Origin of the sequence: Aeoliella straminimaris (assembly GCF_024054565.1) — a bacterium.
GTDB classification, from domain to species: domain Bacteria; phylum Planctomycetota; class Planctomycetia; order Pirellulales; family Lacipirellulaceae; genus Aeoliella; species Aeoliella straminimaris.
In genome coordinates, this window is sequence record NZ_JAMXLR010000003.1 from 90,545 (window position 1) to 114,941 (window position 24,397).

The following is a 24,397-nucleotide window of genomic DNA, read 5'->3' on the forward strand; positions in this document are numbered from 1 at the left end:
GCACGTACGAGTCTTTAATCACTTCTCTGACCCTATTCAGACTGCCTTCGATGCTCACCATTGCCGTCGCAATTGGTTCCTTTTTTGCGTTCATCGTTGCGTATAACACGTATGGTCGCTGGCTGAGCCACAAGATTTTCGCCCTGGACGATTCCCGCACGGTGCCCAGCCACGAGTTGCGGGACGATGTCGACTACGTGCCCACCAAGCGATCGGTGGTGTTCGGTCATCACTTTACCAGCATCGCGGGAACGGGGCCCATCGTCGGGCCGGCGATTGCCGTATTCTGGGGCTGGTTGCCAGCCCTGCTATGGGTGGTGTTGGGATCCATTTTCATCGGCGCCGTCCACGATCTCGGCGCATTGGTGGTCAGCCTCCGCAACCGCGGCCAGACCGTGGGCGAGATCGCCGGGCGCGTGATTTCGCCCCGGGCCAAACTGCTGTTCCTGTTGATCTTGTTCTTTGCCTTGTCGGTAGTGATCGCCATCTTCGGCCTGGTGATTGCCAACATCTTTGCCCTCTATCCTTCCTCGGTGCTCAGCGTCATCGTGGCCGTACCTGTGGCAATCGCCGTGGGCTTGTTGGTTTACCGTGCCAACGTGGGGCTGTTGTGGCCATCCCTGGCGGCGCTGTTCATCCTGTACGCTGCGGTTTACCTCGGCACCTATGTTGAGTTCCTCCAGATCAAATTACCGACGATCGGAACCTATGGCACTCCCGTCGTGCTCTGGACAATATTGCTCCTGATCTATTGTTTCGCAGCGTCGGTGCTGCCCGTGTGGCTGTTGCTTCAGCCGCGCGATTACGTGAACAGCCACCAGCTGCTGGTGGCGCTGGCGTTGCTGGTGGGCGGCTTAGTCGTGGCTGCGGCGCAGGGCAAAGCAGAACTGCAAAGTGCCCCGGCCATCGCCCAGGAGGTACCTATCGATGCGCCGCCGATGCTGCCGTTCCTGTTCATTACCATCGCATGTGGAGCGTGCAGTGGTTTCCATTGCCTGGTCTCCAGCGGTACCACTAGCAAGCAACTCAACTGCGAAACCGACGCCCAGTACGTGGGCTACGGCAGCATGCTCTTGGAAGGCGCCCTGGCGGTGGTGGTCATCCTGGCGTGCTGCGCGGGAGTCGGCATGGGCGTGAAAGGGGGCACCGGCGACGAGCAACTCACCGGTCGCGCCGCCTGGCAAAGTCGATACCAACCCAAAGTTGTCACGACCGTTAATGCCGATGGCACCGAGGTTCGCAGCGGCGGTTGGGCCAATCAGAAGTTGCCCCAATTGGTGGGCGCGTTTGTCGATGGTGGCGCGAACTTTGTCTCAACCCTGGGCATTCCTCTGGCGCTCGCCACGGCCATCATTGCGGTGCTGGTCGCCTGCTTCGCCGCTACGACGCTCGACACGGCCACGCGGCTACAGCGGTACGTCATCCAAGAACTGGGCGCCTCGCTGCACATGCCGCCACTGACCAACAAGTACGCGGCCACCACAGTGGCCGTGGTGACGGGTGGAGCGATTGCCATGATGCCGAATTCGCTCGGCGAGATCGGCAAGGGCGGCCTGTTGCTGTGGCCTCTGTTCGGGGCCACCAATCAACTGCTGGCCGGGCTGGCGTTCCTGGTGCTGGCATTCCACCTTCGCCGCCGCAACATCGCCACCTGGTTTGTCGTGGCCCCCATGGCAATGATGCTGCTGATGCCGGCCTGGGCAATGGTGCACAACCTGACGCATGACTGGCAAGGCAACTGGCTGCTGATGAGCTTCGGCATCGGCATCCTGGCCCTCGAAGCATGGATGATCGTCGAAGGACTTCTCACCTGGCGCCGCGCGGCGGGAGTGCTCGAGCCAAGCTTGCCCAGCGTGGGCGCCATGGCGGGTGGCGGAAAGTAGGCACCTGGCCTCCACATCGTATAAACCAGACTATTCCGCCTCGCTGGTGGGCACTTCCCCAATGGCCACATGATGCTCTTCGATTTCGTCGAGCACTCGAATGGCCTTGCGACCCTTGAACGCACCGATGGACGTGTGGAACTTCGGTTGCCCTTCCACACGCAGCACCAGCGGCTTGTGGATGTCTTTCTCGGTGGTCACGATGTCGCCGACGCGAAGACCGATCAAGTCGGCCGTGGAGATGTTCGTATCGGCCAGATCGACGATCAGTTCCACCACGGCGCCGCCGATCTGGTCGGAAAGCCGTTGGATCGACTCGCGGGTGGCGGGGCGTTTGCTGATGGCCACCCAACTGTTGGCGCTTAGCTTGTTGCCGATTCGCTCGATAGAGTTGAACGGGATGCACAAGTTCATCATGCCCCGAACGCTGCCCACCGTCAGCTCGAAACTGATGAGCACCACCACTTCGTTCGGCGGGACGATCTGCACCAGCTGAGGGTTGCTCTCCACGCGGTCGACGCTGAGCTCCAGCTCCAGCACGTTTTCCCAAGCCCGCCGCATCTCGGTGAGAAATAAATCGGTAATCCTGCCTACAAGTCGCAGCTCAATTTCGGTCAGCGGACGACGGGCGGCTGGCGTGGGCGTGTTGCCGCCGCCCAGCAAACGGTCGATGATGGGAAACAGCAACGAAGGATTGATATCCAGTATCAACTGGCCTTCGAGCGGCTTGGCCGTGATCAAGTTGAAGCAGGTCGGGTTCTCGAGACTGAACACGAACTCGCTGTACGTGAGCTGATCGACGCTCGTGAGCTTTACCTCGACAATGGAGCGCAACATGGCCGAAAGACCCGCGCCAAAGTTGCGCCCGAAGCCCTCGTGCATTGTCTGCAGGGCACGCATCTGCTCCTTACCGACGCGCTCGGGGCGTTTGAAGTCGTAAGGTGTGATTTTTTCCCGCGGCCGCATCGGCACGGGGCCGGCGGCCGGCTTGGCAATGGGTGGCGTTGTCGAGGCGGCTGCAGCAGATTCCTCTGCAGAGCTCACCTGAGCCACCTTTGCTTCACTCAGCAGGCTTTCAACTTCCTCTTGGCTAAGTATGTCGCCCATCGTGCCAATCCGTTAGCAGGGGGGGGATTAAGGGTGGCCTGGCAGCGATCAGCTTCGCACCTGACCCGTTCCTTGCACCACGTATTTGTAAGTCGTCAACTCGTCGATGCCGCAGGGCCCCCGGGCGTGAAACTTATCGGTGCTGATACCGATCTCCGCCCCCAGTCCGAACTCCCCGCCATCGTTGAACCGCGTGCTGGCGTTGATCATCACGGCCGAGCTATCCACCTGGTCGGTGAACTGCCGCGCGGCTTCAAGGCTGCGGGTCACGATGGCGTCGGTGTGGCCCGATCCGTAGCGGTTGATGTGGGCCATGGCCTCGTCGAGCGATGCGACGACCTTGGCCGAGATCACAGGGCCCAGGAACTCGGCGGCATAGTCTTCTTCGGTCGCCGGCTTGGCGGCTTCGATCCATTCGCAGGTGCGAGGGCAGCCACGCACTTCGACACCCTGAGCGGCAAATGCCTTGCCCATACGGGGCAGGAACTCACCCGCCACGTCGGCGTGCACCAGCAGCGACTCGCAAGCGTTGCAGACACCCATTCGCTGGCACTTGCTGTTGAGAACGATGGCTTCGGCCATCTCCAGATCGGCGTCGGCATCCACGTAGACGTGGCAGTTGCCGTCGAAATGCTTGATCACCGGCATCGTGGCTTCGGCCACCACGCGGCGAATCAATCCTTCGCCACCGCGGGGAATCGCCACGTCGATCAGATCGTTCATCTTCAGGAAGTGTCCCACGGCGGCCCGGTCGGTGGTGCTTACCAACTGCACCGCGTGCTCGGGCACACCATGCTGCTTGGCCGCCTTCGCCAACAGATCGACAATCGCCCGGCTGGAGTGGATTGCTTCCTTACCGCCGCGCAGAATCACGGCATTCCCCGCCTTGGCGCATATCGCGGCGGCATCGGCCGTTACGTTGGGGCGTGACTCATAAATAAAGAACACCACCCCCAACGGCACTTGAACCTTGTTGATTCGGAGGCCGTTAGGACGCACCGTCGAATCCATCACGCGGCCAATTGGGTCGCCGAGTGCGGCCACTTCCTCCAGCGCCTTGGCGATGCCCTCGATGCGATCCTCCGACAGTCGCAGCCGATCGATCATCGCATCGGTCAAGCCGTAACCGGGGGCGGCTTCGATGTCCTGGGCGTTGGCCTCGAGGACTGCACCGCTCTCCTCCCGAAGCAACTGTGCCGTGGCATTGAGCCAGGCAATCTTGGTCGCACCGGTTAGCGACGCCATCGCTCGCGACGCCTCGCGCGCTTGTTGGGCGACGGTGCGGGTGTAGGTTTCCAGATCGAGTTGCGCTGCGGTCGACATACCGTTTTTATCTGTATTTGTAGAGGGCGGAGGAGTATCGCCAGTTTTGCCAGCGGGGTCAACGCTGGTTGGCAGGTAATTGTGGAGGAGCTAAGCCAATCCACCCGTGGCGGCGAATGCTAGCACCGCTTCGCGGGCCGGGCGGACGTCGTGCACGCGGATCACCTGCACGCCCTGGCGGGCGAGTGACACGGCCGCCCCCACGGTGGCGGGCAGGCGGTCGGCGCTTTTGTCTCCCACAATTTTACCCAAAAATGCCTTGCGGGAATGCCCCACCAACAGCGGGCAGCCCAAATTGTGGAACTCGATGCAGTTGGCCATGAGCTTCAGATTGTGCTCGTGCGATTTACCAAACCCAACGCCCGGATCAAGACAAATTCGCTCGCGGTCGATGCCAGCGGCCAGCAGGGCGTCTCGCCGCTGGAGCAGGTAGTTATAGATCTCCGGCACCAAATCTTCGTATTGCGGGTTATCCTGCATGGTCTGCGGCGTGCCCTGCATGTGCATGGCGCACACCCCCACCCCGGTCTCCACGGCCAAGGGCAGCATCTCGGGGTCGCCCTCCAGGCCCGAGATATCGTTGATGATCTCCGCCCCAGCGTCGATCGCCGCGCGGGCTACTGCCGCCTTGCTGGTGTCGATGGAAATCGGCACACTCGTCTCTCGAGCCACCTGCTCGATCACCGGTACCACTCGGCGGATCTCCTCGTCCGCCGACACGGGATCGGCATAGGGCCGGGTGCTCTCGCCGCCGATGTCCAGGACATCGGCCCCCTGCTCCACCAGGTCGAGGGAGTGTGCCACGGCCGCCGACGCAGCGAAGAATTCTCCCCCGTCGGAAAAGCTATCGGGCGTGACGTTTACAATGCCCATCCACAGCGGCAGCGGCGGCAACTGCAGCGTGCAAGTCCGCAACTTCCACACGGCGGCCCGGGGCGACACCGGCCGAATAGGGAACGAGTTCGATGAGAAAGGATCGGGCATACGACTAAGCGTAGTCCAGCCTTGCGATCCAGCCAAGCGACGCCCTGAGTGTCGCTACCAGCTCTCTTCCATCGAACCCACAATCTGCTGGGCCAAGCGTTCGATGGCTACCTGCTGGCTAGAGGAGACCGTTTGGCCCACGGCCGGCGCCAACAACGATGTTTGGCCCACGATCTCCGGCGGCATCGGGAACACCTGGGGACAAGCCGCGTAGCCGGAGCGGCGATGGTTGACGAAGGTCACCTCGGCCCGCAGGCGATTCTCAGCAGCTCGAACCTGATCGAAGGCATCTTCGACCGTGGTGCGGCGAATATCGTTCTGCAGGTGCACCGTCAGAACGGCGTCTGCCGATGGGTTGCCGACCACTTTGTAGGGAGTCTTCAGTTCGATCTCGTTGACGATCGCCTCGGTCAGTCGCTCGCCCAGATCACGGCGGTAGCTGTCAGATTCGATCATCGGCACGTAGATGGTGCGGATGTCCGGCGCGTACAACGATTCGGCCCCCATGCGATAGGCAGCGCAGCCCAGCGATGCCAGGCCACAGGCGGTAATCAGCAGCAGGGTGGAGATTTGTCGCATGAAGTGCTGCAATCGTGTTGGGCGTAGCCGGTGCCGATGGGGCAGCCAGTTAGCGCAACAAGGTGCTGTCATCGTCTTTTTGCTCAGGAGCCTCGTTATCGCCGCGCGAGTCGCGCAGTTCGGGCACACGAGCAACGCGTGTCCGCTCGGGGTTCTCTGGGAACATGTCGATCAGCCATTTGACGGGCTCTTCCGGCACGGCTGGCTCGTCGGCAATTTGGGCCAGGCGCGTGCGGGCGTCGGCCGCCAGTTGCGATTGCGGGTGCTTACGCAACACTTCGGCGTAGTACACCTTTGCCGAACCGTATTGCCCCGTGTTCTCGTAGTGCCGGGCCATCGACATATCGCGTTCCACAATGGCGCGGGCCACTTCGCCCTGCGTTTCGCGCAACCGCTCGCGTTCTTCAGCGTTCAACTGTCGCGAAAACTGGTTGCCCAGTTGCTTGGCCAGTTTCTTGGCTTCCTCGAGCGGCGCCCCATCGTATTCCGGCCCCTGGTACTTCCGCAGTTTCGTTTGCAGCCCCAGCAGATGCGCTTCGAACTGGAAATCGCTGCGGGGGTACTGCTGCCGCAGCAGTTCGTAGTAGTGGTCGGCGTCGCCAAACCGGCCCGTGCGGAAGTGAATTCCAGCAATGGCCATGATCGAATCGTCCGCTCGCGGACCGGTGGGATCGTACAGTTGGATGTCTTCGTAGGTCTTCACGGCGTGGCCCATCGTGTCGAACCACGGCCGAGTCTCGTCGATGAGGTTGGGGGTCACCGCCCAATGCGGTTCGTGCTTCTGGTGTTGTTCCCAGTACTGGGCGATGGCCCACATCCGCTCGATCACACTGTCGACTTGCGCCGAGTTGGGGTACTTGTCTAACAGCTCGACGTACTTATCCCGCGCGTCGATGTACTTATCGTCGTAGAAGTAGCAATTGGCCTCCTGGTACATGGCCTGCTGCTCGAGCGTCGAATTGGGCCAACGGCTGGCCGCTTCGGAGAATCGTTTAGCGGCCCGGCGATACTTCTCCTGGGCATACAATTCCTGCCCCGCCTGGTAGGCGTCCGTGGCCTTCTGCTGATTCGGTCCCAGCCCCACGGCCTCCTTGGCCTTGCTGTATTGTTTCTTTGGATCGAGCCCCGGCAGCAGCCCTTCGTGGGAGTTCTCTTCTCGCGAGAAGACGAGCGCTTCTTCTGCCATGGGGGCATCCATCGGCTGACCATGGCTGTCGTAATAGCCTGGCGCACCCTCTACCTGAAAGCCTTTTCCGACGACGTACTCGGCTTTGTTTTTATTTTTCTTCCACCACTCCTTGGTTCCCGGTTTGGCTGCCGCACCAAACGTAGGCATGCTAGGCATACGTGTTGGCAACGAACTGCAGCCGCACGCTGTAAACAGCGTCAGGGCCAAGACCGTAGTGAGTAATCGGTTGAGACGAGTCATAAATCCTGCGAACCATCGGTGGAAGGACCGAAGCACGACCGCACAGCTGGTCGTAAGACAAGGCGGGGGAAGTTAGTCCACTGGTCGCAGCGGCGTCAAGTGCAAACTGGGCCGCAGCTACCTTGCAGCCAATTGCCGCCGGCCCGGCTCGTCCCAAGGATCGGCCGCGGGTTGCGGAACGCCTACCGTGGCGGGCTCTTCCGACTCGGGGAGATCGCCTGGCAACGGGAAGGCGTAGATTGCTAGCACGAAGAACATCACGCTGCCAAACGCCAGCTTGCTCACCGTGCCCCAGAATCGCCCCTTGGCGGCCCCCACCGCGATGTTGCCTGCTTGCTGAACGCTGGCTTTGCCACCAGCCAGTTCGAGCATGCCGGCACCGATGGCTGCGCCCAGGATGGCCCCCAGGACGGGCCCCACGATTGGCACTGGCACGCCGATGATGCCCCCGGCGACGCCCCCCACGACGGCTCCGGTCACTCCTCGCCAGGTACCGCCGGCGTTCTTGCTGCCGGCCGCGCCTGCCAGGAACTCCGCGATCTCCGACCCCAACGCTAGCGCTGCTACCACGGCCACCGCCTGCCAGCCCAGCACCGATCCCCCGGTGGCCAGCGAGAAGCCCACGGCAGCCGCGACCATCAGCCACAGCCCGGGCAACCCCAGCACGCTAATGGCCAATCCCGCCAAGGAGATCAGCATCAACAGCACGTAGTACAGCAGGTAGAGCCAGAACATACAGAATAGAACCAATCCGCGAGTTACTACGACCAATCGTATCGAACATCAAGAAGTCGCGACATGGGCCTTGGCACGTTCGGGCACCTAAGCAATCTCGCGGGCGCCCGTTTGCAGGCGTTCAAGCCGGACCCGGTCGATCCGGCGGCGGGTAGCTTCAAGCACCGTTATCTTCAGCAGGTCGTTCCATAGGAGCGACTCGCCCACCGATGGCACTCGGCCGAACTCGCTGAAGACAAACCCGCCAATAGTGTCGAAGTCGCCATCGTCTGGCAGTTCGAGACTCATGGCCGTGTTGATCTCGTCGACGTGCGCCCGCCCGGCCGCCTCGAAGACATCGTCCTCTTTCTGCTGGATGGCGTCTTCGACGTCCTCGTCGTACTCGTCGACAATCTCGCCAACGATCTCCTCCAGCACATCTTCAATGGTCACCAGCCCCGCCACTCCGCCGTACTCGTCCAGTACAATAGCGATGTGGGTCCGCTCCTGCTGGAACATCTTCAGCAGGTCGTCCACCGCCTTGGTCTCGGGCACGAACAGCGGCTTGCGGACCAGGTCGCGGACCGGCGTGGGGGGATCGTTTCCCTCGCGTGCCAATTCGGGTAACAGGTCCTTGCTGTACAGCACGCCCACAATGTCGTCGCGATTGGTGTCGTACACGGGGATACGAGTATGGCCCGACTGAATCACATCGGCCAGCAACTGGTCCCAGGGCAACTCTACCGGCACCATGTGCATGTCGGTTCGCGGTGTCATGATTTCGGCCACGTCGGCGTCGGCCAGTTCGATCACGCCCTCAATCATCTCCCGCGCTTCCCCCTCCAGCAGGCCTTCGCGGTGCCCCTCGGTGACGATGGTGCGAATCTCTTCCTCCAGCGACTCCTCGTCCAACTGCGGCGCGGTGCGACCGAACACCCGGTGCAGCACGGTGTCCATCAGTTGGGCACAGCCAACAATGGGACTGGCGAGCACGGCCAACGCTCCGAACAGCGGCCAACAGTAGTACAAAACGTGCGCGGAGAACAGCCGGGAGGTCGTCCATGGAACGGCCACGCGGATTAGCGTCAGCACGAGCCCCAACAGCAACCCATGCACCAAGGCTCTGGTCCAGTCGAGCGGCATCTGGTGATTGCCCTCGCCCCACAGCCAGGCAACCGAGCTGACGATAAACGTGGTAATCGCGAGCACCGCCAGCACGTCCAGTCCGAGGGCTACGCGGTCGTGCGACCGGACTACCTCGCCGAACAGTTCCACGTCCTCACGTTTTTCGCACAGTTCGCGCAGGTCATGGCGCGAGAATCCTCGCAGCACCCGCGTGCCAACCGAAAAGAAACAAACCAGGGCGGCACTTACCATCGCCACCCATAGCAGCGGATCGAACGTCACCGCGTGGGTTCTCCATCACAAGTAGTTGGCTCCGAGGGATACACCAGCGCCCTGGCGCGATCGTCGGGTATGCCCAAGTCGGTTAGCCAGTAGGCTTCCGCAGCTCGCATCTTCTTCGCGGCATCGGCCGTCTTATCGTCCAGCCCCACCAGATGCAGGGTTCCATGCACGACGTACAGCAGTAATTCCTCTTCAGGACGGTTGCCATACTCCTGGGCGTTCGACGTCGCCGTGCCGGTACTGGCAATGATTTCGCCCTCGAGCGGTTGGCCAGGTTCCGAGAGGGGAAAGCTCAGCACGTCCGTCGGATAGTCGTGATCCAGATGTTGACGATTCAACTCGTGCATCTCGTCATCTTCGACCAGGGTGACGCTAAGGGCCGCCTGCGAGTGGCCAGCGCCGGCGACAATGCGACGGCAGGCCTCTGCCAGCAGTTCGGTGTCGATAGATAAGAGGTTTTGGCGACTGGTGATCGCGATGTCGATCATCGTTCCATGTTGGTTGCGTACCCACGTACCCGCCACGTGAGCCTGTTCCTGCGGGGTACCTCCCGCATGTCAGCCGGTTTTGGCTTTCTTTTCCTCTGGGTACTTCACTCGTCCATGATACACGGCCGTCAGCGATTTCACCAAGCTATCGCCTATTTTACGCACCTCTTCCAAGGTGAGTCCACATTCGTCGAATTGCCCGTCCAGCAAGCGTTTCTGCGTCAGCTGCTCGACCAGGTTCTCAATTCGCGAGGGTGTCGGCTCCACCAGCACTCGGCTGGCGCTTTCCACCGCGTCGGCCAGCATCAGCACTCCCGCTTCTTTGGTTTGCGGCTTGGGGCCCGGGTAGCGGAAGGAGCTCTCGTCCACTTCGCTGGCGTCGGGATCGTTCTCTCGCCGGTCGGTCGCCTGGCGGTAGAAATACTCCACCAGCGTGGTGCCGTGATGTTGCTGAATGAAATCGATGATCGGCTCGGGCAATTTGTTCTGACGCGCCAAGTCGGCACCGTCCTTCACATGGGCGATGATCACCAGCGTGCTCATGGCAGGCACCAGCGAGTCGTGACGATTGCCGCCGGCACTCTGGTTCTCGACAAAGTACCCTGGCTTGAGCATCTTGCCAATGTCGTGGAAGTACGCTCCCACCCGCACCAGCAATCCGCGTGCACCGATGGCCTCGGCGGCCGCCTCGGATAGCGACGCCACGTTGATCGAGTGATTGTAAGTGCCAGGTGCACGTCGCACCAGCTCCTGCAGCAGGGGATGCGCGGGGTCGCCCAATTCCAGCAGGCTCAGGTCGGTCTGCACGCCGTATAGTTTTTCGACCAGCGGCAAGATGCAGGTCATCAGCGATCCAGCGATTACCGCCCACAGGGCCAGCCAAAGAGCAACCTGCAACGTGTTGGAGAATGGATCGCCGTGCAGGGTGCCAACACCCAGGTTGGTGAAAAATGCCACGCCTGCCGCGGCGAAGCCGACGCTCAGCAGTTTGCTACGGGTGCGAATCGAATCGAGCACGATAATCGCGCCGGCCGTGGTAGCCATCAGCACCACGGCTTCGTGCAGGTCGGCGCCAATGGCGGTTACACCAATCAGCGTGACCGCAGTGGAAAGCAGCAATGCCAGCGGCTGCGAATAAGCAACGGCCATCGTCATGCCAAACAGCAACAATGGAATGACTTCCGCCTGGCGATGATAGCGGAAGGTCAGCCACATCAGCGCCACGGCCAGCACCACAGCCGCCAGCACGCCAATGAACCGCGCCAGGTCGCGCAGGATGCGGGGCTCCATCTTGTAGATGTAAAAGCCACACAGCGTATACAGGGCGATGTACATGCCGAAGTTCGCACCGGTATACGCCAAGGTTTGCTGCCAGGTGAGGTTCTTAAGACGCTGCGTGTGGCCCGCCTCCAGCAATTCAAACTCTGCCGCGTCGATGGGCGAGTCGCCGTGCGCCAGCACGTCCTTCCCCTTCACGTACTCCTTCATCACGGATGTCACGCCCTCGGCCGCAGCCTCCCGCGCCGCCCGCGTGGCGTCCTCGTTGAGGGTCAACGTCGCCGGCAGATCGTCATACAGCCGGGCGAAAATGCGATTGGCCAATTCCAGCGAGGGCAACTCCTGCTGCAAACGCCGCTGCACCTGGTCGCGGACGTTGACCAACAAAACGTCGTTGATCTGCTTAATGACGGGGGCCTGCGGGCTAGCGGCGTCCTGAATCTCGATCTCGGTACTGGTGGCCAGATCTTCGCGGGGCAGGTCCTTGAGGATCCCCCACTGCTCGAGCGGCTTCAGCACAGTGGACAGCGCGGTAGCGATCTTGTTTTCGGTGTCTTCGGTCAGTTGCTTGTTAAACGCCAAGAACTGCTCTGCCCGTTCCTTTTCGGTGGGCGCTGGCGTTCCTTCGGCGAGATTAGGCTGGTAACTGGCCCAAATCGCGGCGTCGGCTTCGTCTATCGACTTGGCACCGGCCAACTGTGCGAGCTCATTGAGCACCCGATTCTTGACTTCGATGATGAGCTGCGGATTCTGCGTATAGACGGCCGTGGCCGTATCCATCGCCTGTTCCACCGCCTCTTCGGTGGCGTCCGCGTCTTCCACCTGGAAGGTTACGCGGGCGACGATGTCGCGGTGGGGGATTTCGCCCAGGTGATATTCCAGCGGCGGCGCCCAGCCACCGGTGATGGTCCACAACAATAGCGCCGCCAACGCACAAATCGCCAACCGCAGCAGCACCGGCCCCCGACGCAGGTTGTGCGCAAGAGCTGTCCACCTTCCTGGCGGCAGTTCCACCGAAGCTACTCGCTCGCTTCGCGTTTTCTTGGGGGTGGCGGTGGACACGGTCTAGCTGGGTGGATGAAGAACGGCAAACAACAGAAATGAAAGGTCCGAGACGTCCGCTACAGCCGGTCGGTCTCGCGTCACTCTGCGAAGGTCTATCCAGTTCCTTCCTCGTAGGCTTTTACGATGGCTTCCACCAGGCGGTGGCGGACAATATCGTCTCGCGACAGGATGACCTGTGCGCAACCTGGAATCCGCTTCAATCGGGCGATGGCGTCGGTTAGGCCACTTCGTGTATGGGAAGGCAGGTCGACTTGCGAAGTGTCACCCGACACCACGACCTTGCTGTTCGAGCCCATGCGGGTAAGGAACATTTTCATTTGCGAGACCGTGGTGTTCTGGGCCTCGTCCATGATGATAAAAGCGTTGTTCAACGTGCGACCACGCATATAGGCCAGCGGCACCACCTCGATCACATCGTCGGCCATGTACCGCTTCACCTGGTCGTAATCGATCATCTCGCCCAACGCATCCAGTAAAGGTCGCAGATAGGGATTGATTTTCGACAAGAGGTCACCCGGCAGGTAGCCCAAGCTTTCGCCCGCTTCGACCGCCGGGCGTACCAGCACAATTTTACGAATTTGCTGCGCTTTGAGCGCCTCAATGGCGGTGGCGACCGCCAAATAGGTCTTTCCGGTGCCCGCTGGACCGATGCAGAACACCAGATCGTGATTGCGAATGGCTTCGATGTACGCCTCCTGACCAGGAGTGCGGGCTCGAACCGTCCGTCCGGCCCGCTTCACGTCGACCGGCTTGGTGTTGCTTTTAGGCGAATTACCGACCACGTTGTTGATGATCTCGTCCACTTGGTGGGGCATCAGCGCCCCCTCGCTGCCGATGGTCGATCGCATTTGTTCGAAAATGGCGGTCGCTTGAAGCACAGCACTTTCCGGACCGCTGAGATGGATTTTCCCACCGCGCGTGGAGATCTTCGCCTCGGTCGATTCGCGAATGCGCCGGAGATGCTGATCCGACGTCCCGAAGAGGAGAATGAGTTGCTCGGGGCTGCCTACCGGAATTGATGCTTCGATCATCAAGAATCGCCGCAGCACTCGGGCCACTGCGCAAGGGTCAGGAAACTGGCGGGGCGCGCACGGTGCCGCACCCGACCAACAACTATACCTAATGAACCGCCACAACAGCTAGCCGCACGCTGAGCATCCGACGCAAGTCCTTACAAGCATTCAGATTATGACGAATAGCCCTATTATACCCCAGGTGGAGAGCTGGGGAGGGAGTTCGAGATCCCCCCGCAGCCATGCCATACCCTTGGCACGTTTGCGATTGCGATTCACTCGTGCGGGGGGCCGGCAGCTTAGTCGTCCGTCTCGCAGTTGGTTGAGGCAGGCTGCGGCGATTCGCGGAGCGAAATCCGATTTTCAACCCGCTGAACCTGAGGCACGCTCCTCGCAATCGTTTCTGCGACTTGCTTCAAATGCATTGTGGACAACTCGCCGTAGAGAATCACAGTTCCTCGTTCCAAACGGCACCAGATAGCCTCTAGCTGGGGATATCCGTAGCGTCGAAAAGCAGAGCGAATGAGCGAATTGATTCGTTGCTGGGTATTCATTTCCTTGGGGTGGTCACTAGGAGGTTTCGATTCAAGCAAGGCGGAGAGATAGAGGTGATGTGTCGCCTTTACTGTGTAAATCGCTTCACGACCTACCAACCTTAAGCAAAACACGTGCCACAGAGCATTCAGTAACGATACCGATGTCGCAGGGCGAGTTAGCGTAAAACAGGGTCGTCTCCAACCAATCGGCCAACACAGCTGCTCGCCAGTCCACCAGAACGGTCGCCTGGCGCTCACCTATCTGAAACAGGTATCACCGGGCGCATTTCTGGCCTCCGAAACATCAGCCCCTGGATTGCACTTCGGGCGAGGCATTTCGACGCCTTTCGGAAGTTTCTCGGCAGGTGGTATGAAGATTGCTGATAAGTAGACGCCCGCCCCAGTGGTCCACTCCAATTCCGCCTCAGTGCGCCGCACGGACTTGGCCGCTCGCTGAGTATTTTTTCGCCACTAGAACAGGAGACGCAAGCACGCGTCCTCTTCAAGTTACGTTTCTTGGGAGTTTGAATGACCGCGCCGGCCGACGATAGCGAAATGGCGTTGGTCAAAGCGGGCAAGGCTGTCTGCGAGCACGCTGACCGGATTGTCTCGATGTGGATCGACCGCGCCCAGCAGACGCCGGAAATTCCCTACGCCCATCGCCAGCAGCTCCGCGATCACCTGCCCACCCTGCTCGAGCGAATCGGCAAGCAGCTCGCTGCGGGAAGCACGAGGTTGGATGGGCAAACCGAGGAGGCCGCGGAGAAGCACGGTCGCCAGCGATGGCAATTAGGCTGGCGCTTGGACGACGTGGTTCGCGACTATCAGACGCTGCGGCCGGTAATTGCGGAATTCCTGCTCGAGCAGGCCAACCTGGAGATGGAGCCCGAGTTGCTGTCGAAGATCGCCGAAATCACGGACGATGCCATCGTCGAATCGGTGCAAAGCTTCCTGGAGTTTCAAGACTGTTTCGACAGTGTCTCGCATCGTACTGCGGCGGAATTCGCGGCCATCATCTCGTCGTCCACCGATGCCATCATCAGTATGGACATCGACGGAACCATCCAAAGCTGGAACCACGCCGCCCAACGCATCTATGGATTCACCGAAGCCGAAGCGGTCGGGCAGTCGGGCAAGATCATCCATCCTGAAGATCGGCTCGACGAGTTCGACACCCTGCTGAACACGGTCGTGCGGGGGCACTCCATCAAATCGACCGATACCCGGCGCATGACGAAGAAGGGGCGTGAGGTGGCAGTGGCGGTCTCTGCCTCGCCGATTCGCAATCGCGATGGCGATGTAATCGGCTGCTCGACCATCGCCCAAGACATCTCCGACCGAGTACAGGCGGCCGATGCCCTGAAGCGAGCATTGGAAGACGCCGAGGCTGCCAATCGCACGAAGAGCCAGTTCCTGGCCAACGTGAGCCACGAGCTCCGCTCACCGATGAATGCCGTCGTGGGCATGGTATCGCTGGCCCTGGATGAGGACCTCTCCGCAGAGACCCACGACAACCTACAGATGGCCAAAGAAGCGGCCAGCCAGTTGAACCAGCTGGTCGACGACTTGCTCGATGTGTCGAAGCTGGACGCCGGGTCATTCCGGCTGGAAGATGGCCCCTTCAGCTTACGCACCGCGCTGGACGAAACCATGCGTCTGGCTGGATTGAGGGCCTACCAGAAGGGTATCGAGATTGCTTGCCACATCGACAACGATGTACCCGATGCCTTGATCAGCGATTCGTTGCGGCTGCAGCAGGTCATCAATAACCTTGTGAACAATGCGGTCAAATTCACGGAGAAAGGCGAAGTGCTGGTCGAGGTCAGCCTGGTCGAAGCGGACGATTCGCAGTGCCAGATTGCCTTCCGAGTGAGCGATACCGGAATCGGCATCTCGCCGAAGGACCGCGAGAAGATATTTGCTCCGTTCGCGCAGGCCGATGCCTCTTCCACTCGTCAGTTTGGGGGCTCCGGACTGGGACTCTCGATTGCCTCGCACCTGGTCGCTTGCCTGGGTGGCGAATTGACAGTCGACAGCACGCTGGGCGAAGGCAGCGTATTCAGCTTTGTCGGCCACTTCCGCCGCAACGGCGACCATCCACCATTCGAGACGCCGGCGGTGACCCGACATCACATGCAGAGCGTGACTGCATTGGTGGTCGACGACCACGAGGCGAATCGTTCGATCGTACAGGAACTGCTCCAAAACTGGGGCATTCGGGCCGTGGGTGTCGAAACAGCCGAGCAAGCCCTCGATAAACTCCAGCAAGGCAAAACCCAGGGTCGCCCCTTCCAACTGGCCATTGTCGATGCCTTGATGCCACGCAAGAACGGCTTCGATTTGATCGAAGACATGGCCGCTCTGGAGGAAGAGACCCCCGCCAGCATCCTGATGATCTCGCCCAGCGATCGAACGTTGCTGCGCGAACAATGCGAAAACATCCCGGCGGACGCCTTCGTCGAGAAACCGATAAGTCAGTCCAACCTGTTTAATGCCATCGCCAGCATTTTGACCGACGGGGACACGGTTGAGGAGAAGCCTATGGGATTGGCAAGCATGTCTGGTGCACCTCGATCGCTATCCGTGCTGGTGGTGGAAGACACCAAGGCCAATCAACGAGTGGTGCAACGCGTCCTCGAACGGCGCGGGCACCAGTGCACGTTGGCCAACAACGGACGCGAAGCCATCGAGTTCGCGCGTCAACAAACTTTCGATATCATACTGATGGACGTGCAGATGCCCGTGATGGATGGCTTTCAGGCGACGGCTGCCATTCGTGAATGGGAGTCGAAATCACAGGTTCTGCCGACCCCCATCATCGCCATCACGGCCCACGCCATGCAAGGCGATCGCGATCGATGCCTGGCGGCGGGGATGACCGACTACATCGCCAAGCCGCTGGATATTTTAGAACTGGCCCAAATAGTCGAGAAGCATGGACTCGTAGCCAAACCAACCCCCACGCCCACGATGAGCCCACCCACCCCCAACGAAGACCAACAGCCAGCCTCGGACCCAACTGTCTCCGAAGCCTCTGAAACCATCGATCTGGGCCCCGTCCTCGATCGCCTTCGTGGCGACCGGGGCCTGCTGGCCGATTTGGCTACCTGCTATCTGGAAGACTACCAGCAGCTGCTGCAGGGGGTGGAATCGGCGGCCCAGGCGGGCGAGGCAGCAGAGGCCAGACGACATGCCCACAGCCTGAAGGGCCTGGCCATGAACTTCAACGCCAAGCAAACTTCCCAACTCGCGGCCGAGATGGAGGGAATGCTGGCGGCTGGCAAGGTGCAAGAAGCGTTGCAGCGGTTGCCCAGTCTCACGGAAATGAGCAACCAATTGGCAGAGTTGCTGCGGCCCCACGCCAGTGACACCGCGTAACCATTCGGCTGCACGCTACCAGCGGGCGCAGTTCAGTCTGCCATTCGGTGACCGCCGTGCGGATCGACGGCCCCTCCCACTTCTATTCGGCCGCCACCTTTAAGCCTTAGGTGGTTGCCACTTCGTTGGCATCTTGCTCGGCTTCCTCTTCGACGGGGGCGTCGGCGGAATCCACCTCGTCGTTCAGGCTAACCACTTGCGAGATCGAGATGTTATGTGAGCGGATCTTGTTCCGCAGGCTGCCGCGGGTGATTCCCAGCAGGCGAGCCGCTTCAGATTGGTTGCCCTTAGTGTGCTGCAGCACCCTGCTAAGCAGGTTGGTTTCGAGCCAAGCCAACATGTCGCCGTACAGGTTGTCGGGATTCTTTGCCAAGTGCTGGTCGATCAAGCTAGTGATCGACCACCGCTCCGAATCGCCGGCCTTGCCATGGGCATTCGGCCCCGATGTCCGCTCCGACAGCGCTTCGGAGATATAGTCCGGGAGATGCACTGCCATTAGCACCGAACCGGAAGCCTGCAGCATGGCCTGCTTGAGCACGCTCTGCAGTTCGCGAACATTGCCAGGCCAATCGTACTCCATCAACAAATGCAGGGCGTCGGGCGCGATGCCTTCCACCTCGCGCGTGAGCTCGCGGTTCAACAGGGCGAGGAAGTGCTGAAACAGCATTACCCGGTCGTCGCCACGCTCATTAAGCGTGGGCAGATTAATCGTAAATCCATTGAGTCGATAGAACAGGTCGGAGCGGAACTCGCCCTCCTCGCACATCTCCTCCAGGTCGCGGTTGGTCGCCGAGATGATGCGGACGTCGGTGCTGATCGTTTCGTTGCCGCCCACCCGCTCGAACTTCTGCTCCTGCAACAAACGCAGAACCTTGCTTTGCACCAGCGGAGTCATGTCGCCCACTTCGTCCAGGAAGATGGTTCCTCCGGAGCACTGTTCGAACTTACCAATGCGGCGTTCGTGGGCTCCGGTGAACGACCCCTTTTCGTGGCCAAACAGTTCACTTTCCAGCAGGGTTTCGGACAGGGCTGCACAATTCACCGCCAGGAAAGGGCCGTCGGCACGAGCTCCGTGCTGAAACACGGCTCGGGCCACAAGTTCCTTCCCCGTACCGCTCTCTCCACGAATCAACACGGGAATGTTCTGCGGTGCCACGCGGCCAATGGCTTTGAACACTTCCTGCATCGCGGCACAACGTCCGACGAAGGCATCGCCCTTTTCTTCGGGCTCCAGGATGTCACGCATTCCGACCGGCACCGTCGCCAGCCGGCGGGAGGCCACCGCACGCTCGACGAGGGCTTCGAGTTGGTCCAGGTCGATCGGCTTATGGACGTAGTCGAAGCCACCCAGTTTCATGGCCTCGATGGCCGTGTCGCTGGTACCGCTACCCGTGATAAAGATGACCGGCAGGTGGCTGTCGCGTTGGCGAATCTGTTGAAAGGCCTCCAGCCCCGAACAATCGGGAAGGATGATATCCAACAGCACCACATCGGGCCGAAGGGTCTCCATCGCTTCCAGTGCGGCCTGCTTGGTGGTAACCGCATGGACATCGAAGCCAGCATTTTCCAGCGCTCGGTTTACGAGTACATGAACCGCGCGATCGTCGTCTACAAGTAGGAGCTTTTTCATGGCAAGCCGTAATAGCAAAACCGGGGCCAGTCGGACGCTCAATCGTGGTCATTCGCCGACAAACCGAAGTAAATAGTCTCTTTCTTCAATCCTACGGGGCTTTGAGATTGGCTGACAGGCGGCCAGAGGTCAGAAAAATGGTTGCCTGGGAACCAGGCTGGCAGATTCGCAGACAGCAGGCATACGTGGAAAAGCGTCAATTCTCTCGAAATAGCCCTATTTTCCCAAATGGGCACGCAACGTGCGGTTACCTATCCTCACGTGCCCTTTTTGAGCACGCCCTTGCCTGACATTCCCTGGAGAACAGAACGATGAAATCAGTTGTAAACGTCTTTCGCCACACTTTTGTAGCTTGTGCTCTGGGTGGACTGACATTTGGCAGCCTGGCCATGACCGCCGGTTGCGACACTAAAGATGAAATCATCGATGTCGAAACGCCTGCCGGCGAAGTCGAGGTCAACGAGGATAAGCTGACGGATGACGTCGAGGTCGACGTTTCCGATAACGAATAGTCCTGCACGTCGACTTGATGAATCCCCCCAAGGTCGGGCGTGGCGGGTCGGTACTCCGACTTGCTGCGCCCGATTCGTTTGCGCACTGCTCTTTTGCGCACTGCTACTTGTCTCTCCCCGAGCGATTCTGCTCCATGCGAGCGACGGCCGCCAGCCTGTCGCTGCTCTCCGCTCGAAGGTGAAGCTAGTGAGCATTACTTGCGAGCGTGCACCCCAACTGTTCGCCACGCACCACGATGCGCGCGCAGGAAGTATGTTCCGTTTTTCGCGCGGAGAAGCCATGTATAAGTTCAATGGAAGCCGCGCACTCTGCCAGGTGGCTGCTTTCATCTAGCTCGTCGACCTTGCTCTGCCGCCGCCCAGCGCGGTGCAAAGAGGACCAATTCGTCATGGTGTAGCCAGCCATTTCTAGCGGCTTATGCCCTTTTTGGACTTTGGCATCGCAATTGCATTTGTTCTCCAGCATCAGCAACTTCGAGTCGTCCGCACCAACATATGTGTGGCGACACATCCCTTCGAGAAAGGAAGGCACACTATGTTAGGTTGGGCTATTACGTTTTTGGTTATCGCTTTGATTGCGGGCCTCTTTGGGTTCGGTCTTGTCGGCGGAATGGCGTATGGTGCAGCAAAGATCTGCTTCTTCGTCTTCCTCGTGTTGTTCGTTGTCAGCCTGATCTTCCCGCGACTGCGGCCATCGGCCTAGCAACCTAAGTTGGTGAGCAATGCTCACCAGCTTATTCGACTCAAGCGGCGCGGGCCGGGGCCAGGTTCTTACCCCCTTTACTTGCCCCGGCCTGACTGCCGTCGTTAGCCCTTAGGCAAATTGGAAAGGAGTGCTGAGGTCATGGGAATTACCACTCAGGAAACCAAGACATCATTACCAAAGGAAACAGTCAACAAGCTGTCGCAACTTGTCCAAATCAACCGCGACAGCGCAAGCGGATTTCAGGAAGCGGCTGACGCCATTGACGACAAGGCACTGGCCTCCGACTTCCGTGTCTGGGCAGTTGATCGCACACGACAAGCAGACGAACTTCAAGCCCTCGTTGAGTTTAATAATGGCGAAGCTCCCGAAGACCGTAGTTGGTCCGCAGCCGCACATCAGGCATGGTTGAATTTTCGCAGTGCCCTGTCCGGCGGCAACACTTACACCGTGCTGGCGGAAGCCGAGCGCGGCGAAGACGCCATCAAAGAACGGTACGAAGAGATCCTAAAGGACGTTGCCGGCAGCGCGGCGACTGACCTGCTGCAGCAGCAATATGCCAGCGTGAAAGCCGTGCACGACCGTGTGCGTGACCTTCGCGACGCGCGGAAGAGCAAGAAGTAATTCGTACGTGTCGGAACAATTGAAATATCAGTAAGACGCCGGGAGAGTCTACCCGGCGTCTTCTTTTTTTGCCTTCCGGCGTTGAATCGCACGGTCTTCGATGTGGCGGGTCATCTCGGCACCCAGCAGAAAGACAATCGCACTGTAGTAGAGCCAGGAGAGCAACACTACAAGCGACCCAGCCGCCCCGTACGCCGAACCGATACCAAGACGGGCGATCAAAGCTGCCAGTACCGACCTTCCCACCCAGAACATGCCGGCGGTCAGCAGGCCGCCCCGCCAGGCATCCTTCCAACCCACCCGCACATCTGGCAACCATTTGTAGATGGCGGTGAATACCAACCAGCTAACTAACAGGTTGGTTACCGTGCCGGTGAGCCATTGGGCACCATGAACCACCGCTGGGGGAAGCAACGGATCGATGGTTTCGCCAAACGCGGCAAACAATGTACTCATCACCAACGAGGCGACCAGCAGCAACGCCATGACCATGACCGATGCGATCGAAAGCAATCGTTTGACCAGGAAATTGCGATTGCGTCCTCGAGGCGACTCGCTCGCTTCGCTCCAAATGGTGTTCAGTGCCACTTGAACCTGGGCCACCACGCCCGAGGCACTGATCAAGAGCACGCCGACGCCAATCAGGAATCCCACGGTCGACGTGGGCATCTTCTTGGAGTGGTCGATGACCTCGCGAATCTGATTGGCGTTAATCGGCCCCACGGCCGATTCAATCTCGTCCACCATCCGTTCTTCCACTTCTTCACTGCCCCCCAGCGCCCCGGTTCGGGCGACGTAGGCTACGGTTGTGGTCGAAATAAGCAACAGCCCAGGCAGGGAGAAGATCATGCCATAGGCAATCGCGGCGGCCATTTGCATGCAGTGATGCTTGTTAAAGTCGATAGCGGTGGAACGGATGAACGCAAACATAGGGTGCCCGGGCAATGTCAGTTGGCGGATGGCGATTCGCCCTATTTTGCTAGGAACACACTGATCGGTTCAAGCGACTCATTGGTATCGCAGGCAATCTTGGCCATTAAGAGCAGCGGAACCGAGAGGAAAATCCCCCCAATTCCCCACACCCAGCCCGCCAGAAACACGGCCATCAGGATGACCACTGGGTTCAGGCTGATCGATCGGCCCAGCACGGCGGGGGTAATGAAATTCGCCTCGATGCCATTGGCGCCCAAATAGATGGCCGGCGCCAGCATGGCATGGCTCATCGAATCGAACTCGCCGATGGCCACGATGGTGACCGTCAAAGATCCGATTACCAGTCCAGCGAAGGGAATGTAGTTCAGCAGTGCGGCCAGCACGGCCCACAGCAGGGGATTCGGCAGACCAATCATCCACAACCCGCCGCCAATAACGACTCCCAATCCAATATTGATGATGGTGATCGCCCCCAGGTAGGACGACATCTTCTGCTCCACCTCTTTGATCAGCATTACCAAATCCCGCTTCTCGCGCCAGGTTCGTCTGAGCTGAACCGCTTTCTCCATAAACCGATCGCCGGCCGCCAGCAGGAAGAACAATAGCGATAGCGTGATGATGCACGCCGTCGCAAAGCCGCCTGTGGTGCTGAGCATCTGATTGGTCAACTGGGGCTGTTCGACATGTACTGAGACCGGCGGCAGGTCCGGAAGGAAGTCGGAATCGGTCTCTTCGCTTTCGGGTACCGAGGTTAGTTTTTCCACCTCCGATTTGGCCTTCATCAGGTGCGACAGCGGTCCCCCGCTGGATGCCACCTGTTGGCGAACCTTTTGCAGGCTCTCGGGCACCTGCTCGATCCAATCGTTGGCGGGTTGCCACAGTGCACGGGCCCCGGCCGCTACGACCAGCGAAAACGCTAACATCACCACGATGGTGCTGGCAATTGGCGGTATGCCCAACCGGGTGATTCTTTTGGTCAATGGTTTCAGCACCAGGGACAGCACGATGGCCATGGTCGTAGGAAGCAAGATGGCCCGCGCGAAGTACATGGTGTAGAAGATGGCCAGTGCGGTGAGGATCACCAGGCATGTCCTCTCGAGCCGTCGCCACGAGTGGGAGGTATCGTCCCTGTCGCCAGAATTCACGGTAACGACCTCCGAGCTATCGACTTCTTGCCGAGGAAGAACATCGATGCGAACATGATGCACCCCTGGTTCTTCGGACGGCTCGTCGTTCGCGGGGGTAGCAGAAAGAGACATATTACCACCTTGGTGGTGAGAGAAGGAATGGGAGGGCATTGTTTGGACGTCTACAGAGCGAATTGCGTGCCTGCGGCCCACATCGGATTTTTGCGGGCCGCCTGCACCTCGGCAACACCGGCCCTGGTTCGCAACCAGCCAGCATGGCAGACGGACCCTCACAATTTAGCCCGACGGCTGCCTGACTACTGCCAAATCTGTGGGCAATTCTTCATTCCAACGCCATGGCGCGCCACTTGCATCAGGTTTCCGGTGGCTGATTCCTGAAGCAGCCCCAAGCCGAATCCCCCCTCCCGAAACAAGACTGAGGAGTTGAGCATGTTAACGCAATCACATATCGAAGGTGGCTGGACGGAACTCAAAGGCAAAGTGAAACAAGTGTGGGGCGAACTCAACGACGATGAACTCCGCGAGTTCGAGGGCGATCTCGAACAACTTGTGGGTTACATCCAACGTTCCACTGGCGAAGCCCAAGAGGAAATTGAACTCCGCTTGGCGGAGCTCGATGCCCGTTTCCGCCCGATGCTCGAGCAGTTCAGCCAGACTGCTCGCGACTATTACAACCAGACCATTGAATCGACGACCGAGGCGGCCGAGCGGTTTCGCCAACAGGTGGCCGAACGACAGGCACAGGCAGAAGCCGTGGTGCGCCGCCGCCCATTCGAATCGGTCGCTATTGCGCTCGGTGCGGGGCTGGTAACCGGTCTGGTGGTTGGCATTCTTAGCAGCCGCTCGCGGTAAGAATCTGAGAAGTCTCAGCCTAGAACCTTCAACAAGTTAGGAACCTGTCATGTCAACTGCAATGACTGAGTGCTGCTCCGACACCTCGGATCGAGCACGAGAAATAGTTCAGGAACATCCCGAAGAATCCATTATCGCCGCATTCGTGACCGGCGCCGTCGTCGGTGTCGCGGTCGGAATTGCTCTAACCGCGCGTATCGATGGAGCCTCGCGGTCGCGCCGCGGAGTGACCGATCAACTGAGTCACGAGATGTCGAGGCTCGGTGGGCAGATGTCGCATCTGGCGGAGAAACTGATTCCCGACACCGTGTCCAAGGCTTTCAGCAGGTAATCACTCATGGCGCATCGCCCCATCAATCGATTGACTCCAGCGTCTGGGCAGATGCCTCCCGTGAATGGTAAGCATCCCGAGGACATCGCGGACGCCATGCAGCGTGTGCGGAACGACCTGTCGCGAGATGTTGAAAACATCTCGCAACAGGTGCACGACGCCACGCAATGGACCACGTACGTCAAGCGATATCCCTGGACCTGCTTGGCCGTGGCGGCGGCCGTGGGCTACAGCCTGGTGCCGCGCCGCAAGCAGGAGGAAACGGTCGCCTCGCCCGACACCGTGGAGAAGTTGGTCAAGGCCGGCAAGCTTCGCATCGAAGCCACGGAAAGTCCCTCCAATAAGCCAACGTTCGCTCAGCAAGCGATGCTTGGCCTGGGGACGGTTGCCGCCCGCGCGCTCATGGCCTACTTCGGCAAGCGGTTGGGCGACATTATTCCTACTGGCGATGGACCAACGAATCCTGCTTCGTAACTTCAA

At 59.9% G+C, this 24,397-nt stretch carries 22 protein-coding genes; 8 read left to right on the plus strand and 14 right to left on the minus strand.

The annotated features are described in order from the left end of the window. Positions 1-50 precede the first annotated feature (50 nt). Positions 51-1,883, plus strand: coding sequence for a carbon starvation CstA family protein (locus tag NG895_RS00345; protein ID WP_252850445.1), 1,833 nt, complete (start codon positions 51-53; stop codon positions 1,881-1,883). 30 nt (positions 1,884-1,913) lie between these two features. Here NG895_RS00345 and fliM read toward each other — a convergent pair whose 3' ends face one another. The 11 genes from fliM to NG895_RS30745 all read right to left on the minus strand — a co-directional run bounded on the left by fliM (position 1,914) and on the right by NG895_RS30745 (position 13,824). Further along, the gene (fliM, locus tag NG895_RS00350; protein ID WP_252850446.1) at positions 1,914-2,990 is read right to left on the minus strand and encodes a flagellar motor switch protein FliM; all 1,077 of its coding nucleotides are present in this window, start codon (positions 2,988-2,990) and stop codon (positions 1,914-1,916) included. A 48-nt stretch (positions 2,991-3,038) separates the two neighbouring features. After that, the gene (locus NG895_RS00355) at positions 3,039-4,313 is read right to left on the minus strand and encodes a glutamate-5-semialdehyde dehydrogenase (protein WP_252850447.1); all 1,275 of its coding nucleotides are present in this window, start codon (positions 4,311-4,313) and stop codon (positions 3,039-3,041) included. Positions 4,314-4,403: 90 nt separating this feature from the next. After that, a complete protein-coding gene (gene folP / locus NG895_RS00360) occupies positions 4,404-5,297 on the minus strand; it encodes a dihydropteroate synthase (RefSeq protein WP_341871421.1) in 894 nt (297 codons plus the stop codon). A 54-nt stretch (positions 5,298-5,351) separates the two neighbouring features. After that, the gene (lptE, locus tag NG895_RS00365; RefSeq protein ID WP_252850448.1) at positions 5,352-5,876 is read right to left on the minus strand and encodes an LPS assembly lipoprotein LptE; all 525 of its coding nucleotides are present in this window, start codon (positions 5,874-5,876) and stop codon (positions 5,352-5,354) included. A gap of 49 nt (positions 5,877-5,925) precedes the next feature. Then, a complete protein-coding gene (gene bamD / locus NG895_RS00370) occupies positions 5,926-7,221 on the minus strand; it encodes an outer membrane protein assembly factor BamD (protein WP_252850449.1) in 1,296 nt (431 codons plus the stop codon). Between the two features lie 201 nt (positions 7,222-7,422). Continuing rightward, positions 7,423-8,040, minus strand: a complete 618-nt coding sequence (locus NG895_RS00375) for a DUF456 domain-containing protein (RefSeq protein WP_252850450.1) — start codon at positions 8,038-8,040, stop codon at positions 7,423-7,425. 87 nt (positions 8,041-8,127) lie between these two features. Then, positions 8,128-9,426, minus strand: coding sequence for a hemolysin family protein (locus NG895_RS30505; RefSeq protein WP_252850451.1), 1,299 nt, complete (start codon positions 9,424-9,426; stop codon positions 8,128-8,130). Then, positions 9,423-9,914 (minus strand): rRNA maturation RNase YbeY, encoded by a 492-nt coding sequence (ybeY, locus tag NG895_RS00385; RefSeq protein ID WP_252850452.1) that lies wholly within the window; start codon positions 9,912-9,914, stop codon positions 9,423-9,425. Before ybeY ends, NG895_RS30505 begins: the two co-directional genes overlap by 4 nt. Before the next feature lie 69 nt (positions 9,915-9,983). Beyond that, positions 9,984-12,254, minus strand: coding sequence for an HD family phosphohydrolase (locus NG895_RS00390; RefSeq protein WP_252850453.1), 2,271 nt, complete (start codon positions 12,252-12,254; stop codon positions 9,984-9,986). A gap of 95 nt (positions 12,255-12,349) precedes the next feature. Next, positions 12,350-13,288 (minus strand): PhoH family protein, encoded by a 939-nt coding sequence (locus NG895_RS00395; protein ID WP_252850454.1) that lies wholly within the window; start codon positions 13,286-13,288, stop codon positions 12,350-12,352. Positions 13,289-13,569: 281 nt separating this feature from the next. Further along, positions 13,570-13,824, minus strand: coding sequence for a BON domain-containing protein (locus tag NG895_RS30745; protein WP_425267186.1), 255 nt, complete (start codon positions 13,822-13,824; stop codon positions 13,570-13,572). A gap of 510 nt (positions 13,825-14,334) precedes the next feature. Here NG895_RS30745 and NG895_RS00400 point away from each other — a divergent pair. Beyond that, positions 14,335-17,184: a hybrid sensor histidine kinase/response regulator gene (locus NG895_RS00400; RefSeq protein WP_252850455.1), complete on the plus strand. Its 2,850-nt coding sequence runs from the start codon at positions 14,335-14,337 to the stop codon at positions 17,182-17,184. Between the two features lie 106 nt (positions 17,185-17,290). Here the strand turns inward: NG895_RS00400 and NG895_RS00405 are convergent, their stop codons facing one another. Further along, on the minus strand, positions 17,291-18,814 hold the full coding sequence (locus NG895_RS00405; RefSeq protein WP_252850456.1) for a sigma-54-dependent transcriptional regulator: 1,524 nt from the start codon (positions 18,812-18,814) through the stop codon (positions 17,291-17,293). A 311-nt stretch (positions 18,815-19,125) separates the two neighbouring features. On the opposite strand from NG895_RS00405, the gene NG895_RS00410 reads away from it, so the two are divergent. From NG895_RS00410 to NG895_RS00420, 3 genes are all read left to right on the plus strand, one after another. After that, the gene (locus NG895_RS00410) at positions 19,126-19,326 is read left to right on the plus strand and encodes a hypothetical protein (protein WP_252850457.1); all 201 of its coding nucleotides are present in this window, start codon (positions 19,126-19,128) and stop codon (positions 19,324-19,326) included. Between the two features lie 535 nt (positions 19,327-19,861). Further along, positions 19,862-20,029 (plus strand): DUF1328 family protein, encoded by a 168-nt coding sequence (locus NG895_RS00415; protein WP_252850458.1) that lies wholly within the window; start codon positions 19,862-19,864, stop codon positions 20,027-20,029. Between the two features lie 141 nt (positions 20,030-20,170). Continuing rightward, the gene (locus tag NG895_RS00420; protein ID WP_252850459.1) at positions 20,171-20,653 is read left to right on the plus strand and encodes a PA2169 family four-helix-bundle protein; all 483 of its coding nucleotides are present in this window, start codon (positions 20,171-20,173) and stop codon (positions 20,651-20,653) included. Positions 20,654-20,701: 48 nt separating this feature from the next. Here the strand turns inward: NG895_RS00420 and NG895_RS00425 are convergent, their stop codons facing one another. Both NG895_RS00425 and NG895_RS00430 read right to left on the minus strand, forming a co-directional pair. Beyond that, positions 20,702-21,583 carry a YihY/virulence factor BrkB family protein gene (locus NG895_RS00425; protein WP_252850460.1) on the minus strand — a complete coding sequence of 294 codons (882 nt, stop codon included), beginning with the start codon at positions 21,581-21,583 and terminating at the stop codon, positions 20,702-20,704. Positions 21,584-21,624: 41 nt separating this feature from the next. Continuing rightward, positions 21,625-22,845 carry an AI-2E family transporter gene (locus NG895_RS00430; protein WP_252850461.1) on the minus strand — a complete coding sequence of 407 codons (1,221 nt, stop codon included), beginning with the start codon at positions 22,843-22,845 and terminating at the stop codon, positions 21,625-21,627. A 318-nt stretch (positions 22,846-23,163) separates the two neighbouring features. Between NG895_RS00430 and NG895_RS00435 the strand changes: the two genes are divergently transcribed. Genes NG895_RS00435 through NG895_RS00445 form a run of 3 tightly spaced genes read left to right on the plus strand, consistent with a single transcriptional unit; the run spans position 23,164 to position 24,391 of the window. Next, a complete protein-coding gene (locus NG895_RS00435; protein WP_252850462.1) occupies positions 23,164-23,586 on the plus strand; it encodes a CsbD family protein in 423 nt (140 codons plus the stop codon). 49 nt (positions 23,587-23,635) lie between these two features. After that, a complete protein-coding gene (locus tag NG895_RS00440; RefSeq protein ID WP_252850463.1) occupies positions 23,636-23,917 on the plus strand; it encodes a hypothetical protein in 282 nt (93 codons plus the stop codon). A 6-nt stretch (positions 23,918-23,923) separates the two neighbouring features. After that, complete coding sequence (locus NG895_RS00445) at positions 23,924-24,391, plus strand: hypothetical protein (protein ID WP_252850464.1); 468 nt, start codon at positions 23,924-23,926, stop codon at positions 24,389-24,391. Positions 24,392-24,397 lie beyond the last annotated feature (6 nt).

What these genes read in the sequence shown, in the direction of transcription:
- NG895_RS00435 (WP_252850462.1), top strand. Translation starts at nt 23,164, where the DNA reads ATGTTAACGCAATCACATATCGAAGGTGGCTGGACGGAACTCAAAGGC.
- NG895_RS00420 (WP_252850459.1), top strand. Translation starts at nt 20,171, where the DNA reads ATGGGAATTACCACTCAGGAAACCAAGACATCATTACCAAAGGAAACA.
- NG895_RS00345 (WP_252850445.1), top strand. Translation starts at nt 51, where the DNA reads ATGCTCACCATTGCCGTCGCAATTGGTTCCTTTTTTGCGTTCATCGTT.
- NG895_RS00405 (WP_252850456.1), bottom strand. Translation starts at nt 18,814, where the DNA reads ATGAAAAAGCTCCTACTTGTAGACGACGATCGCGCGGTTCATGTACTC.
- lptE (WP_252850448.1), bottom strand. Translation starts at nt 5,876, where the DNA reads ATGCGACAAATCTCCACCCTGCTGCTGATTACCGCCTGTGGCCTGGCA.
- ybeY (WP_252850452.1), bottom strand. Translation starts at nt 9,914, where the DNA reads ATGATCGACATCGCGATCACCAGTCGCCAAAACCTCTTATCTATCGAC.
- NG895_RS00425 (WP_252850460.1), bottom strand. Translation starts at nt 21,583, where the DNA reads ATGTTTGCGTTCATCCGTTCCACCGCTATCGACTTTAACAAGCATCAC.
- NG895_RS00355 (WP_252850447.1), bottom strand. Translation starts at nt 4,313, where the DNA reads ATGTCGACCGCAGCGCAACTCGATCTGGAAACCTACACCCGCACCGTC.
- NG895_RS00400 (WP_252850455.1), top strand. Translation starts at nt 14,335, where the DNA reads ATGACCGCGCCGGCCGACGATAGCGAAATGGCGTTGGTCAAAGCGGGC.
- NG895_RS00410 (WP_252850457.1), top strand. Translation starts at nt 19,126, where the DNA reads ATGAAATCAGTTGTAAACGTCTTTCGCCACACTTTTGTAGCTTGTGCT.
- NG895_RS00415 (WP_252850458.1), top strand. Translation starts at nt 19,862, where the DNA reads ATGTTAGGTTGGGCTATTACGTTTTTGGTTATCGCTTTGATTGCGGGC.
- fliM (WP_252850446.1), bottom strand. Translation starts at nt 2,990, where the DNA reads ATGGGCGACATACTTAGCCAAGAGGAAGTTGAAAGCCTGCTGAGTGAA.
- NG895_RS00440 (WP_252850463.1), top strand. Translation starts at nt 23,636, where the DNA reads ATGTCAACTGCAATGACTGAGTGCTGCTCCGACACCTCGGATCGAGCA.
- NG895_RS00395 (WP_252850454.1), bottom strand. Translation starts at nt 13,288, where the DNA reads ATGATCGAAGCATCAATTCCGGTAGGCAGCCCCGAGCAACTCATTCTC.
- NG895_RS00430 (WP_252850461.1), bottom strand. Translation starts at nt 22,845, where the DNA reads ATGTCTCTTTCTGCTACCCCCGCGAACGACGAGCCGTCCGAAGAACCA.
- NG895_RS30745 (WP_425267186.1), bottom strand. Translation starts at nt 13,824, where the DNA reads ATGAATACCCAGCAACGAATCAATTCGCTCATTCGCTCTGCTTTTCGA.
- bamD (WP_252850449.1), bottom strand. Translation starts at nt 7,221, where the DNA reads ATGCCTAGCATGCCTACGTTTGGTGCGGCAGCCAAACCGGGAACCAAG.
- NG895_RS00445 (WP_252850464.1), top strand. Translation starts at nt 23,924, where the DNA reads ATGGCGCATCGCCCCATCAATCGATTGACTCCAGCGTCTGGGCAGATG.
- NG895_RS00375 (WP_252850450.1), bottom strand. Translation starts at nt 8,040, where the DNA reads ATGTTCTGGCTCTACCTGCTGTACTACGTGCTGTTGATGCTGATCTCC.
- folP (WP_341871421.1), bottom strand. Translation starts at nt 5,297, where the DNA reads ATGCCCGATCCTTTCTCATCGAACTCGTTCCCTATTCGGCCGGTGTCG.